Source organism: Pseudomonas sp. FW215-R2 (assembly GCF_058789255.1).
This window is the reverse complement of record NZ_JBYTBO010000013.1, coordinates 55,740-70,529: the sequence shown is the minus strand read 5'-3', so window position 1 is coordinate 70,529 and position 14,790 is coordinate 55,740. Positions and strand designations below refer to the sequence as shown.

The 14,790-nt window shown below is 58.7% G+C and carries 10 protein-coding genes; 8 read left to right on the top strand and 2 right to left on the bottom strand.

Annotated features, from left to right (window positions below):
- The first annotated feature begins 406 nt into the window (after positions 1-406).
- The 7 genes from tig to AC3WRD_RS18665 all read left to right on the top strand — a co-directional run bounded on the left by tig (position 407) and on the right by AC3WRD_RS18665 (position 10,025).
- A complete protein-coding gene (tig, locus tag AC3WRD_RS18695) occupies positions 407-1,717 on the top strand; it encodes a trigger factor (RefSeq protein WP_011335037.1) in 1,311 nt (436 codons plus the stop codon).
- 92 nt (positions 1,718-1,809) lie between these two features.
- Positions 1,810-2,445 (top strand): ATP-dependent Clp endopeptidase proteolytic subunit ClpP, encoded by a 636-nt coding sequence (clpP, locus tag AC3WRD_RS18690; protein WP_007951559.1) that lies wholly within the window; start codon positions 1,810-1,812, stop codon positions 2,443-2,445.
- A 112-nt stretch (positions 2,446-2,557) separates the two neighbouring features.
- Positions 2,558-3,841: an ATP-dependent Clp protease ATP-binding subunit ClpX gene (gene clpX, locus AC3WRD_RS18685; RefSeq protein WP_007951558.1), complete on the top strand. Its 1,284-nt coding sequence runs from the start codon at positions 2,558-2,560 to the stop codon at positions 3,839-3,841.
- 162 nt (positions 3,842-4,003) lie between these two features.
- Positions 4,004-6,400: an endopeptidase La gene (lon, locus tag AC3WRD_RS18680; protein ID WP_096822335.1), complete on the top strand. Its 2,397-nt coding sequence runs from the start codon at positions 4,004-4,006 to the stop codon at positions 6,398-6,400.
- Between the two features lie 148 nt (positions 6,401-6,548).
- Positions 6,549-6,821, top strand: coding sequence for an HU family DNA-binding protein (locus AC3WRD_RS18675; RefSeq protein ID WP_096822334.1), 273 nt, complete (start codon positions 6,549-6,551; stop codon positions 6,819-6,821).
- A 233-nt stretch (positions 6,822-7,054) separates the two neighbouring features.
- Positions 7,055-8,926 (top strand): SurA N-terminal domain-containing protein, encoded by a 1,872-nt coding sequence (locus AC3WRD_RS18670; RefSeq protein ID WP_102621719.1) that lies wholly within the window; start codon positions 7,055-7,057, stop codon positions 8,924-8,926.
- A 226-nt stretch (positions 8,927-9,152) separates the two neighbouring features.
- Positions 9,153-10,025: a DUF2242 domain-containing protein gene (locus tag AC3WRD_RS18665; protein ID WP_102621720.1), complete on the top strand. Its 873-nt coding sequence runs from the start codon at positions 9,153-9,155 to the stop codon at positions 10,023-10,025.
- Positions 10,026-10,340: 315 nt separating this feature from the next.
- On the opposite strand, the gene AC3WRD_RS18660 is transcribed toward AC3WRD_RS18665, so the two are convergent.
- Both AC3WRD_RS18660 and AC3WRD_RS18655 read right to left on the bottom strand, forming a co-directional pair.
- Entirely contained in the window at positions 10,341-11,381 is a 1,041-nt protein-coding gene (locus AC3WRD_RS18660; RefSeq protein WP_102621721.1) for an AraC family transcriptional regulator, read from the bottom strand.
- Positions 11,382-11,384: 3 nt separating this feature from the next.
- A complete protein-coding gene (locus AC3WRD_RS18655) occupies positions 11,385-12,515 on the bottom strand; it encodes a nitrilase-related carbon-nitrogen hydrolase (RefSeq protein WP_102621722.1) in 1,131 nt (376 codons plus the stop codon).
- A 205-nt stretch (positions 12,516-12,720) separates the two neighbouring features.
- On the opposite strand from AC3WRD_RS18655, the gene AC3WRD_RS18650 reads away from it, so the two are divergent.
- On the top strand, positions 12,721-14,757 hold the full coding sequence (locus AC3WRD_RS18650; RefSeq protein ID WP_102621723.1) for an oxidoreductase: 2,037 nt from the start codon (positions 12,721-12,723) through the stop codon (positions 14,755-14,757).
- Positions 14,758-14,790: the final 33 nt, after the last annotated feature.

Genomic DNA, 14,790 nt, shown 5'->3' with positions numbered 1-14,790 from the left:
CCCCATATTTCGAAAGGCGCCAGACTTAACAGTCTGGCGCCTTTTTTGTTTTACGGTTTCGAGTATTTCGGCGACTGCCGGTTTCGGGTCGCAGGGCAGGGCGCTTCGTCGTATTAATGTTGCTCGATGATGCTGCGCTGCCCGCCGACCTTGCTTGCGAGGTTGGCTGTCAGGGAGATGATTCAACCGCCTCTATATATAGAAGAGGTTGGCGCAGAGCCCTGGCTTGATTGGCTGTATTTGCTAACAGGGCGAGGCGCAACCGTTTGTCCCCGCCTTCAAATTGCCTGCTGTTTTCTTACCCGTTTTCAGTAGGGTGACTTCTTGAGTTTGACCCACTAGAATGCATGCCCTTGATTCTTGGGTCGGAAACGGCCGGCTAACGTCTGTGCAACGAGGAATATCCATGCAAGTTTCTGTTGAAAATACTACTGCTCTTGAGCGCCGCATGAGCATCACCGTGCCGGCTGAGCGCATCGAGACTCAGGTCAACAAGCGTCTGCAGCAGACTGCCCAAAAGGCCAAGATTGCTGGCTTCCGTCCAGGCAAAGTGCCAATGAGCGAAATCAAGCGCCGTTTCGGTGCTGATGCGCGCCAGGAAGCGATCGGCGACGTGATCCAGTCCTCCTTCTACGAAGCTGTGGTTGAGCAGAAGCTGAACCCGGCCGGTTCGCCGTCGATCGAGCCTAAGTCGCTCGAAGCTGGCAAGGACCTGGAATACGTAGCCGTATTCGAAGTGTTCCCAGAGTTCACCGTTGCCGGCTTCGAAGGCATCACCGTCGAGCGTCTGAGCGCTGACGTGGCTGACGCCGATCTGGACAAGATGCTGGACATCCTGCGCAAGCAGAACACCCGTTTCGAAGTGGCCGATCGCGCTGCCCAGAACGAAGACCAACTGAACATCGATTTCGTTGGCAAGGTTGACGGCGAAGTGTTCGCTGGCGGTTCCGCCAAGGGCACTCAGCTGGTGCTGGGTTCCGGCCGCATGATCCCAGGCTTCGAAGAAGGCTTGGTCGGTGCTAAAGCTGGCGAAGAGCGCGTTCTGAACCTGACCTTCCCAGAGGACTATCAGAACCTGGACCTGGCTGGCAAAACCGCCGAGTTCACCGTGACCGTCAACACCGTTTCCGAGCCAAAACTGCCAGAGCTGAACGAAGAGTTCTTCGCCCAGTTCGGTATCAAGGAAAGCGGCATCGACGGCTTCCGCACCGAAGTTCGCAAGAACATGGAGCGTGAACTGCGTCAGGCGATCAAATCCAAGGTCAAGAATCAGGTAATGGACGGTCTGCTGGCCACCAACCCGATCGAAGTGCCAAAGGCTCTGCTGTCCAACGAAGTTGACCGTCTGCGCGTGCAGGCTGTTCAGCAGTTCGGCGGCAACATCAAGCCTGACCAACTGCCGGCCGAGCTGTTCGAAGAACAAGCCAAGCGCCGCGTTGTGCTGGGTCTGATCGTGGCTGAAGTGGTCAAGCAATTCGACCTGAAGCCAGACGAAGCCCGCGTTCGCGAAATGATCCAGGAAATGGCTTCGGCTTACCAAGAGCCTGAGCAGGTTGTGTCCTGGTACTACAAGAACGAGCAGCAACTGAACGAAGTCCGTTCGGTTGTGCTGGAAGAACAAGTTGTGGATACTGTTCTGCAGAAAGCCAGTGTGACCGACAAATCGGTCTCTTACGAAGAAGCGGTCAAGCCGGTAGAAGCTCCAAAAGCCGACTGATTGTTTTTGCGTTAGAAGCACACACCATAAGCCAGCTTTCGAGCTGGCTTATGCGTATTCAAGACATAACTATTTGGGAGTGACTGCAGAGCATGTTCCGAAATTCGTATATTCAGCAGAACTCTGATATCCAGGCCGCCGGCGGCCTGGTCCCGATGGTTGTCGAGCAATCTGCTCGTGGCGAGCGCGCCTATGACATCTACTCGCGTCTGCTCAAGGAACGAGTGATCTTTCTGGTGGGTCCTGTAGAGGACTACATGGCCAACCTGATTTGCGCGCAATTGCTGTTCCTTGAAGCGGAAAACCCGGACAAGGACATCCATCTTTATATCAACTCCCCGGGCGGTTCGGTGACTGCGGGCATGTCGATCTACGACACCATGCAATTCATCAAGCCAAACGTGTCGACCACCTGCATCGGCCAGGCGTGCAGCATGGGCGCATTCCTGCTGACCGCAGGTGCTCCAGGCAAGCGCTTCTGCCTGCCGAACTCGCGTGTGATGATTCACCAGCCACTGGGCGGTTTCCAGGGCCAGGCGTCGGATATCGAAATCCACGCCAAGGAAATCCTCTTCATCCGCGAGCGTCTCAACACGCTGATGGCCAAGCACAGCGGTCGCACTCTGGAAGAAATCGAGCGCGATACCAACCGCGACAACTTCATGAGTGCAGAAGCTGCGAAGGAATATGGCTTGATCGACGAAGTGATCAACCAGCGTCCAGCTTAAAATAAGCAGCTCGAAATAGGCCTGGTCGGCTGGTCCGATCAGCGGCGGGCTTGAAAAAGCCCGCAATAGCCTTCATCTTGTGTTGCAAGCCTATCGGATTTGGATCGAACGAATGACTGACACCCGCAACGGCGAGGACAACGGCAAGCTGCTCTATTGCTCCTTCTGTGGCAAAAGCCAGCATGAAGTGCGCAAATTGATTGCCGGCCCCTCGGTCTTTATCTGCGACGAGTGCGTCGACCTGTGCAATGACATCATCCGTGAGGAGGTGCAGGAAGCACAGGCCGAAAGCAGCGCGCATAAATTGCCTTCGCCTAAAGAAATCAGCGGCATCCTTGACCAGTACGTAATCGGTCAGGAGCGTGCAAAGAAGGTTCTGGCGGTAGCGGTGTACAACCACTACAAGCGTCTGAACCAGCGTGACAAAAAGGCTGACGACGTCGAACTCGGCAAGAGCAACATCCTGCTGATCGGCCCGACAGGCTCCGGTAAAACCCTGCTGGCCGAAACTTTGGCCCGCTTGCTGAACGTTCCGTTCACCATCGCCGACGCAACCACCCTCACCGAGGCGGGTTATGTGGGTGAAGACGTCGAGAACATCATTCAGAAGCTGCTGCAGAAGTGCGATTACGACGTGGAAAAGGCCCAGATGGGCATTGTCTACATCGATGAAATCGACAAGATTTCGCGCAAGTCCGACAACCCGTCGATCACCCGGGACGTTTCCGGTGAAGGCGTGCAGCAGGCCTTGCTCAAGTTGATCGAAGGCACGGTCGCTTCCGTTCCGCCGCAAGGTGGTCGCAAGCATCCGCAGCAGGAGTTCCTGCAGGTCGACACCCGTAACATCCTGTTCATCTGCGGTGGTGCGTTCTCCGGTCTGGAGAAAGTGATTCAAAACCGTTCCACCAAAGGTGGCATCGGTTTCAACGCAGAAGTACGCAGCAAGGAAGAAGGCAAGAAAGTCGGTGAATCCCTGCGTGAAGTCGAGCCTGACGATCTGGTCAAGTTCGGTCTGATCCCGGAATTCGTCGGTCGTCTGCCGGTCCTCGCAACGCTGGACGAGCTGGATGAGGCTGCGTTGATGCAGATTCTCACCGAGCCGAAAAATGCCCTGACCAAACAGTACGCCAAGCTGTTCGAGATGGAAGGCGTGGATCTGGAATTCCGTTCCGACGCGCTGAAATCGGTCGCCAAACGTGCCCTGGAACGTAAAACCGGTGCCCGTGGCCTGCGTTCGATTCTCGAAGGTGTGCTGCTCGACACGATGTATGAAATCCCCTCGCAGTCCGAGGTGAGCAAAGTCGTGATCGATGAAAGCGTGATCGAAGGCAAGTCCAAGCCACTGTATATCTACGAAAACAGTGAGCCGGCTGCCAAGGCAGCGCCGGACGCCTAAGCGTCCAGTCTGCTGGAATAAAGAAGGGGCCTTCGGGCCTCTTTTTTTTTAAGAAATTTTAACGTCCTCATAGCGCTTGTTTTTTTTGGAAGCAGCCCCCATCTTGGTTTCAAGCTTAATTCCATCTGATTACGGCCATATGGCCGCCGTAGAGGCGAAATCATGAAGACCACCATCGAATTGCCTCTCCTGCCATTGCGTGATGTCGTTGTGTATCCGCACATGGTTATCCCGCTGTTCGTGGGGCGCGAGAAATCCATCGAAGCCCTCGAGGCCGCGATGACGGGCGACAAGCAGATCCTGCTGCTGGCCCAGAGAAACCCGGCTGACGACGATCCCGGAGAAGACGCTCTGTATCGCGTTGGCACCATTGCCACCGTTCTGCAGCTGCTCAAGCTGCCTGACGGCACCGTCAAGGTTCTGGTCGAGGGCGAGCAGCGTGGCGCTGTCGAGCGTTTCAGCGAAGTCGACGGCCATTGCCGCGCCGAAGTGTCGCTGATTGATGAAGTCGACGCCGCTGAGCGCGAGTCCGAAGTCTTCGTGCGCACGCTGCTGTCGCAGTTCGAACAATATGTTCAGTTGGGCAAGAAAGTCCCGGCTGAAGTCCTGTCGTCGCTCAACAGCATCGATGAGCCTGGCCGTCTGGTAGACACCATGGCCGCGCACATGGCGCTGAAGATCGAGCAGAAGCAGGAAATCCTCGAAATCATCGAGCTGCCGGCACGTGTCGAGCACGTCCTGGCCTTGCTGGATGCTGAAATCGATCTGCTGCAGGTCGAAAAACGCATCCGTGGCCGCGTCAAGAAGCAAATGGAGCGCAGTCAGCGCGAGTACTACCTGAATGAGCAGATGAAGGCCATTCAGAAAGAGCTCGGCGACAGCGACGAAGGCCACAACGAAATCGAAGACCTGAAAAAGCGAATCGATGCCGCTGGCCTGCCGAAAGACGCGCTGGCCAAGGCCACTGCCGAGCTGAACAAACTCAAGCAGATGTCGCCGATGTCGGCCGAAGCCACCGTTGTGCGTTCCTACATCGACTGGCTGGTGCAGGTGCCGTGGAAGGCTCAGAGCAAGGTGCGTCTGGACCTGGCCCGTGCCGAAGACATTCTCGATGCCGATCACTACGGCCTCGAAGAGGTCAAGGAGCGCATCCTTGAATACCTCGCTGTGCAGAAGCGCGTGAAGAAGATTCGTGGCCCGGTGTTGTGCCTGGTCGGTCCTCCGGGTGTGGGTAAAACCTCGCTGGCGGAGTCGATTGCCCATGCCACCAACCGCAAATTTGTGCGCATGGCCCTCGGTGGCGTGCGGGACGAAGCGGAAATCCGTGGGCACCGTCGGACTTACATCGGTTCGATGCCAGGAAGATTGATTCAAAAGATGACAAAGGTGGGCGTCCGCAACCCGCTGTTCCTGCTCGATGAAATCGACAAGATGGGCAGCGACATGCGTGGCGATCCGGCGTCGGCGTTGCTGGAAGTGCTCGATCCGGAGCAGAACCACAACTTCAACGATCACTATCTGGAAGTCGATTACGACCTGTCGGATGTGATGTTCCTGTGCACCTCGAACTCGATGAACATTCCGCCGGCGCTGCTCGACCGGATGGAAGTGATCCGTCTGCCGGGCTACACCGAAGACGAAAAGATCAACATCGCCGTCAAGTACCTGTCGCCAAAGCAGATTGCAGCCAACGGCCTGAAGAAAGGCGAGCTGGAATTCGACGAGGAAGCGATCCGCGACATCATCCGTTACTACACCCGTGAAGCCGGTGTGCGTGGCCTCGAGCGGCAGATTGCCAAGGTCTGCCGCAAGGCAGTGAAAGAGCATGCACTGGAAAAACGCTTCTCGGTGAAAGTGACAGCTGATCTGCTGGAACACTTCCTCGGTGTCCGCAAATTCCGCTACGGTCTGGCCGAGCAACAGGATCAGATCGGTCAGGTGACCGGCCTGGCCTGGACTCAGGTCGGCGGCGAACTGCTGACCATCGAAGCCGCTGTCGTACCGGGTAAAGGGCAACTGATCAAGACCGGTTCGCTGGGTGACGTAATGGTCGAATCGATCACTGCGGCCCTGACCGTGGTGCGCAGCCGTGCCAAGAGCCTGGGCATTCCCCTGGACTTCCACGAGAAGCGCGACACCCACATCCACATGCCGGAAGGAGCTACGCCGAAAGACGGCCCGAGCGCCGGTGTAGGCATGTGTACTGCGCTGGTGTCGGCTTTGACGGGTATTCCTGTGCGTGCCGACGTCGCCATGACCGGCGAGATCACCCTGCGTGGTCAAGTCCTCGCCATTGGCGGTCTGAAGGAAAAACTGCTGGCCGCTCACCGTGGCGGAATCAAGACAGTGATTATTCCGGAAGAGAACGTGCGCGATCTGAAGGAGATTCCTGACAATATCAAGCAGGATCTGCAGATCAAACCGGTTAAATGGATTGACGAGGTCCTGCAAATTGCGCTGCAATACGCGCCGGAGCCCTTGCCGGATGTGGCTCCGGAGATAGTTGCCAAGGACGAAAAACGTGAGTCTGACTCTAAGGAAAGAATTAGCACGCATTAATACGCTTTTGCCTGGGGGGCTTCCTTGACAGCTTTTTAGAGCCCTTGTTATAAAGCGGCTCTTAAGTGTCTGTAGGCCATTCAGCACTCGTTTTTGCTTTCACCAAAAAACTTAGAATCATACTCAAATAGATATAAGGGGACTTAGAGTGAACAAGTCGGAACTGATTGATGCTATCGCTGCATCCGCTGATATCCCGAAAGCTGCTGCTGGCCGTGCGCTGGACGCTGTAATCGAATCCGTCACTGGCGCTCTCAAGGCTGGCGACTCCGTAGTTCTGGTTGGTTTCGGTACTTTCTCCGTAACTGATCGTCCAGCTCGCGTTGGTCGTAACCCACAGACCGGCAAGACTCTGGAAATCGCTGCTGCCAAAAAGCCAGGTTTCAAAGCCGGTAAAGCCCTGAAAGAAGCCGTCAACTAAGTTTGATTCAGGTTTTTACCCATCCGGGTCGGGGTCATGCCTGACTTGGCAGCGGAGCGGTAGAGCAGGCGGTTTGGAATAATTGCCTGCTACACCGGGATCGAGGGTTCGAGCCCTGTCCGCTCCGCCAGTTACGAGAAGGCGCATCCTCGGATGCGCCTTTCTTCTATCCGGATTCTACCCACGCTCCACGGTTGCCTAATTTTTGAAGTTCAACCGTTTCTGGGGGACGCATGCTGCAGAATATCAGGGACAATTCACAAGGCTGGATTGCCAAGACCATTATCGGGGTCATCGTTGCACTGATGGCTCTGACCGGTTTCGACGCCATTTTCAAGGCCACGACTCACACCAACGAGGCGGCCAAGGTCAATGGTGAAGAAATCAGCCAGAACGAGCTGAGCCAGGCCGTTGACATGCAACGCCGTCAGCTGATGCAACAGCTGGGCAAGGACTTCGATGCTTCCTTGCTCGACGAAAAAATGCTGCGCGAGTCGGCCCTCAAGGGTCTGATCGATCGCAAGCTGCTGCTGCAAGGCGCAGAAAAATCGAAGTTCGCTTTCTCCGAAGCGGCGCTGGACCAAGTGATCCTGCAAACACCTGAATTCCAGGTTGACGGCAAGTTCAGTTCCGACCGTTTCGACCAGGTGATCCGTCAGTTGGGCTACAGCCGCATGCAATTCCGCCAGATGCTGGCTCAGGAAATGCTGATCGGCCAACTGCGCGCCGGTGTGGCGGGCAGCGGTTTCGTGACTGACGCTCAAGTACTGGCCTTCGCCCGTCTGGAAAAACAGACCCGTGACTTCGCCTCGCTGAGCATCAAGGCTGACCCGGCGGCAGTGAAGCTGACCGACGATGAGGTCAAGGCTTACTACGACGAACATGCCAAGGAATTCATGACCCCGGATCAGGTGGTCATCGATTACCTCGAGCTGAAGAAGGCTTCTTTCTTCGACCAGGTCGCCGTCAAGGACGAAGACCTGCAGGCGGCGTATCAGAAAGAGATCGCCAACCTGTCGGAACAGCGTCGAGCGGCGCATATTCTGATCGAAGTGAATGACAAGACCACCGAGGCTCAGGCCAAGGCGAAGATCGAAGACATTCAGGCACGCCTGGCCAAGGGTGAGAAGTTCGAAGCGCTGGCCAAGGAGTTCTCGCAGGATCCGGGGTCGGCCAACAATGGCGGCGACCTGGGTTATGCCGGTCCTGGCGTTTACGATCCGGCTTTCGAAAAAGCCCTGTATTCGTTGAACAAGGATCAAGTGTCCGAGCCGGTTCGCACCGACTTCGGTTTCCACCTGATCAAGCTGCTGGGCGTCGAAGCACCGGAAGTTCCGACTTTCGCCAGCCTGAAAGACAAGTTGACCCGCGAGCTGAAAACCCAGCAGGTCGAGCAACGTTTCGTCGAGGCGACCAAACAACTGGAAGACTCTTCGTTCGAATCGTCTGACCTGGCTCAGCCGGCGCAGGATCTGAAACTGACCGTGCACACCTCCAAGCCGTTCGGCCGTGAAGGTGGCGAAGGTGTTGCAGCCAACCGCGCCGTGGTGACTGCAGCGTTCAGCACCGAAGTACTGGAAGAGGGTGCCAACAGCACCGCCATCGAGCTGGATCCGGAAACCGTGATCGTGCTGCGCGCCAAGGAGCACCTCAAGCCTGCGCAACTGCCGCTGGAAGCCGTGGCGACTGCCATTCGCACTCAGTTGGCCAAAGAGCACGCCAGCGCTGCTGCCAAGACCAAGGCCGAGCAACTGATCGCCGGTCTGCGTGATGGCAAGACCCCGCTGGACAAGGCCATCGACGGTCAGAACTGGAAAGTGACCCAGGCGGCCACCCGCGCCCAGGAAGGTGTTGATCCAGCCGTGCTGCAAGCACTGTTCCGCATGCCGAAACCGGCAGGCAAGGACAAGCCGACTTTCAGCAGCGTGACACTGCCTGATGGCAGCCTGACCATCGTGCGCCTGAACGCTGTGAACGAAGCCGCTGCGCCGACCGATGAAGAGAAAGCGCAATACCGTCGCTTCCTCGCCTCGCGTGAAGGCCAGCAGGACTTCGCGGCGTACCGCAAGCAGCTGGAAAGCGAAGCGGACATCAAGCGTTTCTGATGCCTGACTGAGCGACAAAAAATGAGCCCCGGATGAACATTCTGGGCTTTTTTTTGCCTATCAATCACTGGGTGACAGGATTTTCATCGACCATTGGCCGGTTTGCCTTTTTCCCTGCACCCATGACCGGTAGAGTTGTAACTGTTTTAAGACACTAATCCGTACGCCGCGGGGCAGCGATATGTTGCACAATACGCCCCGGACCGTTTTTCCCTCAGGATGTTTAATGTTGAATTCTATTCCCGTGCGTTTCATCGGGTTGGCGTTGTTGCTGACCGCCGCTGCCGGCTGCTCCAAGGACAAGCCTATCTACGAGCATGAGAACTTCGACGACTCCGGCACCTTTTCGCGCAATTACCCGGTCACCGACACCGCCAGTTGCGAAGCGGCTCGCCGGGCGTTGCTCAGCCAAGGCTACATCATCACCAGCAGCGACCCGAAACTGGTCAGCGGACACAAGAGTTTCCAGCAAACCGGTGAAACCCACCTGGAGATCAGCTTCAACGTCGTGTGTGCCGATGATGGTAGCGCTGGCCACCACGCCACGGTATTCGCCAACGCCTTGCAGGATCGCTACGCGCTGAAGAAGACCAACAACTCGGCCAGCCTGGGGGTTGGCGTGCTGGGCTCGGTGTCGATGCCGATCGGCTCCTCTGACGACTCGATGGTCAAGGTGGCCAGCGAAACCGTGTCCTCGCAGAAATTCTACGAGCGCTTCTTCACCCTGGTGGAGCTGTTCCTGCCGGCGGATGCGAAGAAAGCTGCGCACATCACCGAGAAGCCGAAGGCCGATCTGGGCGTGCCGGAACCCAAGGCAGCGCCGGCCGCATTGGCTCCGACGCCAGCGGCTGAACCGACTCCGGCCCCAGCCCCAGCCCCGGCCGCCGCACCTGCTGCGACACCGGCCCCCGCAGAGCCGGCTCCGGTCAGTTCAGAGCCGGTCGTTCCACCGGCTGAAGCAGCACCGATCACCCCGGCACCAGGTTCGGAGCTGGTTCCAGCAGCAGCGCCGGCAACGGAAGTCATCACGCCTCCGGCCAATCCGACGGATCTGCCGCCGCCGTCCGAGCCGATTCCGGCAATGCCAACCGGGCATTGATCGGTTGCGGGAGCGACGCAACGTCGCTCCCGCTTCGATTTCTGTGTGATCTGAAATGTCGGTTCACACATTCTGAAAATATCCCCGCGATAAATCCCTGACCGCCTGCTACGTTTATTTCATGAAGGCTGCGTTTCATTTTTCCTTCATACGGGCACTTTATGCTCGAGGCACTGGTCATTTGCTCCAGGCCATTTCAGCAAAGCAGTTAGGGGGATTACACGATGGATGACTATCAAGAAGAACTGCTCGAATTCCAGGCCTACGAACTGGATTCACCGGAGCCTGCGGAAGACGCCACCGAGCTCTGAGGCTTCAACCGGTCTTGCGGTGACTGCGGCGAAACTCGCCCGGCGTCTGGCCGTTCCAGCGCTTGAAGGCGCGCTGGAAAGCTTCGGCCGAGGCGAAACCCAGCAGGTAGGCGATTTCACCGAACGCCAGTTCAGTGTCACGGATGTAGGTCATCGCCAGATCACGGCGAGTGTCGTTGAGGATCGCGCGAAACTGCGTGCCTTCTTCGGCCAGTTTTCGCCGTAACGTCCAGGTCGGCAGCTTCAGGCGCGCCGCCACTTCTTCCAGGTCGGGTTCACGACCCCCATTGAGCAACGGTCCGAGCAATTGCGTGATGCGTTCGCGCAGGCTGCGGGTTCGCGTCAATTGTTCCAGTTCCCGTTCACACAGTTGCAGCAGATGCTTCCAGGTGCTGGGGCAATGCTCCGGGTTGCGTGCGGCCAGGCTGGTGAGGCTCAGACGCAGCTGATTGTGCTCGGCGCCGAACTGGATCGGGCAGTCGCCGAGTACGGCGTAGGCGTCGCGATAATCCGGGGTGTCGAATTCGATTTCGATCCGTTCGGCGCGCAGCGGTTCGGGGCTGACGCTGGACAACTGATGCAGCCAGCCGGCGATGATCGAATCCACCACAAAGCGGTTGTAGGCGTTGTACGGGCTGATTGAGTAGAAGCGCAGCCAGGCTCCGCTGGCATCCTCGTGGAAACTCGACTGGCCGCGATAATTGGAACCGTACAACGGTTCGAAGCGAGTCAGGCAGCGGGCGGCTTCGCGCACGGTCGGTGCCTGCGCTGCGGTGACGCCGGCCAATCCCGCCTGGCTCAGGCGACTGAGCTGGCCCATGCGCAAACCGAGTGCCGGATCGCCGGTCAACTGGATCGCGCCATGGCCCAGGCGCATGTAGCGCGGGATCGACAGGCGTGCGCCGGCCTCGGCCAGTCGTGCTGCGTCGAGGCCGTATTGTTCGAGCAGCGGTTGCGGGTCGGCGTCATGGCCGCGCACGGCATCGGCCAGGCTATGGACGAAGCCTACTGACAGATCCCCGAGGCGCATCGGCAGCGGCTTCATGGTTTACAACCAGAGGTTCAGCAAGCGCGCGCCACGGGCTTCACCGTCGGCGAACTGCTGGCCGTTGCTGCTGAGGAAGCTCTGCCCGGAGCTTGGCTTGTCCCAGAACTGTCCGCGCAGGAACACGCTCATGCCGGCAATCGCCCGGCTGCCCGGTGGTTGTGCCGTCAGGGTCAAGCGGTGCCAGGCCTGGCCTTCGCTGACCTCTCCCGGTTTGAGGCTGACCGAGTCTGGCGCGTTCAAGCCTCTGTAGCCCTGCCAGGGCAGATCCCACACGCCATGACCGATGACGAACGCGGGCACCGCAATCAGTTGCGCGCCTTGCTCGTCGAGTCTGCGATAGTTGTCCGGGTACCAGCTGTCGTTGCCGATCAGCACGCCGAGGCGCCCGGCCGGAGTTTCGATCACATTGATCCGGGAGACATCGTTGGAGGGTGTCGTGTCATCCTGATCGAAGATCGGGCGCATCTGCCGCTGTGGCTGACCGAGCGGGGCGCCGTCACGACCGAACACCACGCTGGTGTTGTACAGCGCGCCACTGCCGACCTTGAGCCGGCCGTCGATGATGTTCGGTTCCGGCAGCACGATCGAGCCGGCCACCAGGGTGATGTGGAATTCCTTGGCCAGACCGCCGAACAGCAGCTGATAGTCCTTGGCCATGTCTCGGGATTTCATCCGCAAGTGGGCGTCATCCAGACGGCTGCTGCCCCTGGCGGTGAGCCAGGCGCGGGCGAATTGCAACGGGTTGCTGGCGGCCAGCCAGTTCATCGCTTCGGCGAGGGTGGGGGCCTGGTACAGCTCGTCTTTCTCGCCGCTGATCATCAGCCAGGTGCCAACATGCTCGGGCAGCACCACGATGGTTTTTTCATTGAGCAAACCCTGATCCTGAGCCTGCTGCAAATATGCGGCGAGCTTGCGGTGCAGGCGTTCGGAGCTTTGATAGTCGGTCGGGAACAGTTCCGGCTGAATCCCCAGCAGGTTGCCACGGTCGGCTCGGGTGCCTTGATCGACCGCCAGTTTGATCCGCAGGTCCGACAGGTAATGACCGGCCGGGCGGTCAGCCGCCCACATGGCGTAGAAGGTAAGCGCGGCGACAAGCGCCATGGAAAAGGTCAGGTACAAAAGTTTGCGCATGAAATCCAACAACAGCCGGGTACAGGGTGTGCGACTAGGGTAGGGCCCATGCCTGCGCTTGCCAAGGGGCGCTGCGCATTTGGATCAATAACTTGTCAGTTACGGTCATTGAGTGACAGCGATGCGACTCTTAGTCTGTCGAACATGACTGACGGGGGACGCAGAGCTCCCGCATTTTCCGTGATCGCTCGCTGTGGAGTTACCGATGACCGCCACTTACCCGCACCTGCTGGCCCCGCTGGACCTGGGATTCACCACGTTGCGCAACCGCACCCTGATGGGCTCGATGCACACCGGCCTTGAAGAGAAGCCGGGTGGTTTCGAACGCATGGCGGCGTACTTCGCCGAACGTGCCCGTGGCGGCGTTGGCCTTATGGTGACCGGCGGTATCGGCCCGAACGACGAGGGCGGCGTGTACTCCGGTGCAGCCAAGCTGACCACCGAGGAAGAAGCGCTCAAGCACCGCATCGTCACCCGTGCCGTGCACGAGGCGGGCGGCAAGATCTGTATGCAGATCCTCCACGCCGGCCGTTATGCCTATAGTCCGAAACAGGTGGCCCCAAGCGCAATCCAGGCGCCGATCAACCCGTTCAAGCCCAAAGAGCTGGACGAGGAAGGTATCGAGAAACAGATCAGCGATTTCGTCACCTGCTCGGTACTGGCCCAGACCGCCGAGTACGACGGCGTGGAAATCATGGGTTCCGAAGGCTACTTCATCAACCAGTTCCTCGCGGCCCACACCAACCACCGTACCGACCGCTGGGGCGGCAGCTACGAAAACCGCATGCGCCTGCCGGTGGAAATCGTTCGCCGGGTGCGTGAAGCGGTCGGCCCGAACTTCATCATCATCTTCCGTCTGTCGATGCTCGACCTGGTGGAAGGCGGCAGCACCTGGGAAGAAATCGTCACCCTGGCCAAAGCCATCGAGCAGGCCGGTGCGACCATCATCAACACCGGCATCGGCTGGCACGAAGCGCGGATCCCGACCATCGCCACCAAAGTGCCGCGTGCGGCGTTCAGCAAGGTCACGGCCAAGCTGCGTGGCTCGGTTAATATTCCGCTGATCACCACCAACCGCATCAACACCCCGGAAGTTGCCGAGCAGATCCTCGCCGAAGGCGATGCTGACATGGTGTCGATGGCGCGGCCGTTCCTCGCCGACCCGGACTTCGTCAACAAGGCCGCCGAAGGCCGCGCCGACGAAATCAACACCTGCATCGGCTGCAACCAGGCCTGTCTCGATCACACCTTCGGCGGCAAACTCACCAGTTGCCTGGTCAACCCGCGTGCCTGCCACGAGACCGAGCTCAATTACCTGCCGGTCAAGCAGATCAAGAAGATTGCCGTGGTCGGTGCCGGCCCTGCCGGTCTGTCTGCCGCCATTGTTGCCGCTGAGCGCGGGCATCAGGTGACGCTGTTCGATTCGGCCAGTGAAATCGGCGGTCAGTTCAACGTCGCCAAGCGTGTGCCGGGCAAGGAAGAGTTCTACGAAACCCTGCGCTACTTCAAACGCAAATTGCAGACCACCAACGTCGAGGTGTGCTTGAACACCCGCGTCGACGTGGCAAAACTGGTCGAGGGTGGTTACGACGAAGTCATTCTTGCTACCGGCATTGCGCCGCGCCTGCCGGCGATTCCGGGTGTCGAGAACGCCAAGGTGTTGAGCTATCTGGATGTGCTGCTCGAGCGCAAACCGGTCGGTAAACGGGTGGCGGTGATCGGCGCCGGCGGTATCGGTTTCGACGTGTCGGAATTCCTCGTCCATGAAGGTGTGGCCACCAGTCAGGATCGCGCTGCGTTCTGGAAAGAGTGGGGCATCGACACCCACCTCGAGGCCCGTGGTGGTGTGGCCGGGATCAAGGCTGCACCGCATGCACCGGCCCGTGACGTGTTCCTGCTGCAACGCAAGAAGTCCAAGGTCGGCGACGGTCTGGGCAAGACCACCGGCTGGATTCACCGCACCGGTCTGAAGAACAAGCAGGTGCAGATGCTCAACAGCGTCGAGTACCTGAAGATCGACGACGAAGGCTTGCATATCCGCATCGGTGAAACCGGCGAGCCGCAAGTGCTGCCGGTGGACAACATCGTCATCTGCGCTGGCCAGGATCCGCTGCGCGAGCTGCAAGAAGGGCTGGTGGCAGCCGGGCAGAACGTGCACCTGATCGGCGGCGCCGATGTGGCGGCCGAGCTGGATGCCAAGCGTGCGATCAATCAGGGTTCGCGTCTGGCCGCCGAGCTCTGATCCACCCTAGAATGCCGGCTCTTTGCACAGAGC

What these genes read in the sequence shown, in the direction of transcription:
- AC3WRD_RS18660 (WP_102621721.1), bottom strand. Translation starts at nt 11,381, where the DNA reads ATGAAGCCGCTGCCGATGCGCCTCGGGGATCTGTCAGTAGGCTTCGTC.
- clpX (WP_007951558.1), top strand. Translation starts at nt 2,558, where the DNA reads ATGACTGACACCCGCAACGGCGAGGACAACGGCAAGCTGCTCTATTGC.
- AC3WRD_RS18650 (WP_102621723.1), top strand. Translation starts at nt 12,721, where the DNA reads ATGACCGCCACTTACCCGCACCTGCTGGCCCCGCTGGACCTGGGATTC.
- AC3WRD_RS18655 (WP_102621722.1), bottom strand. Translation starts at nt 12,515, where the DNA reads ATGCGCAAACTTTTGTACCTGACCTTTTCCATGGCGCTTGTCGCCGCG.
- tig (WP_011335037.1), top strand. Translation starts at nt 407, where the DNA reads ATGCAAGTTTCTGTTGAAAATACTACTGCTCTTGAGCGCCGCATGAGC.
- AC3WRD_RS18665 (WP_102621720.1), top strand. Translation starts at nt 9,153, where the DNA reads ATGTTGAATTCTATTCCCGTGCGTTTCATCGGGTTGGCGTTGTTGCTG.
- clpP (WP_007951559.1), top strand. Translation starts at nt 1,810, where the DNA reads ATGTTCCGAAATTCGTATATTCAGCAGAACTCTGATATCCAGGCCGCC.
- AC3WRD_RS18670 (WP_102621719.1), top strand. Translation starts at nt 7,055, where the DNA reads ATGCTGCAGAATATCAGGGACAATTCACAAGGCTGGATTGCCAAGACC.
- lon (WP_096822335.1), top strand. Translation starts at nt 4,004, where the DNA reads ATGAAGACCACCATCGAATTGCCTCTCCTGCCATTGCGTGATGTCGTT.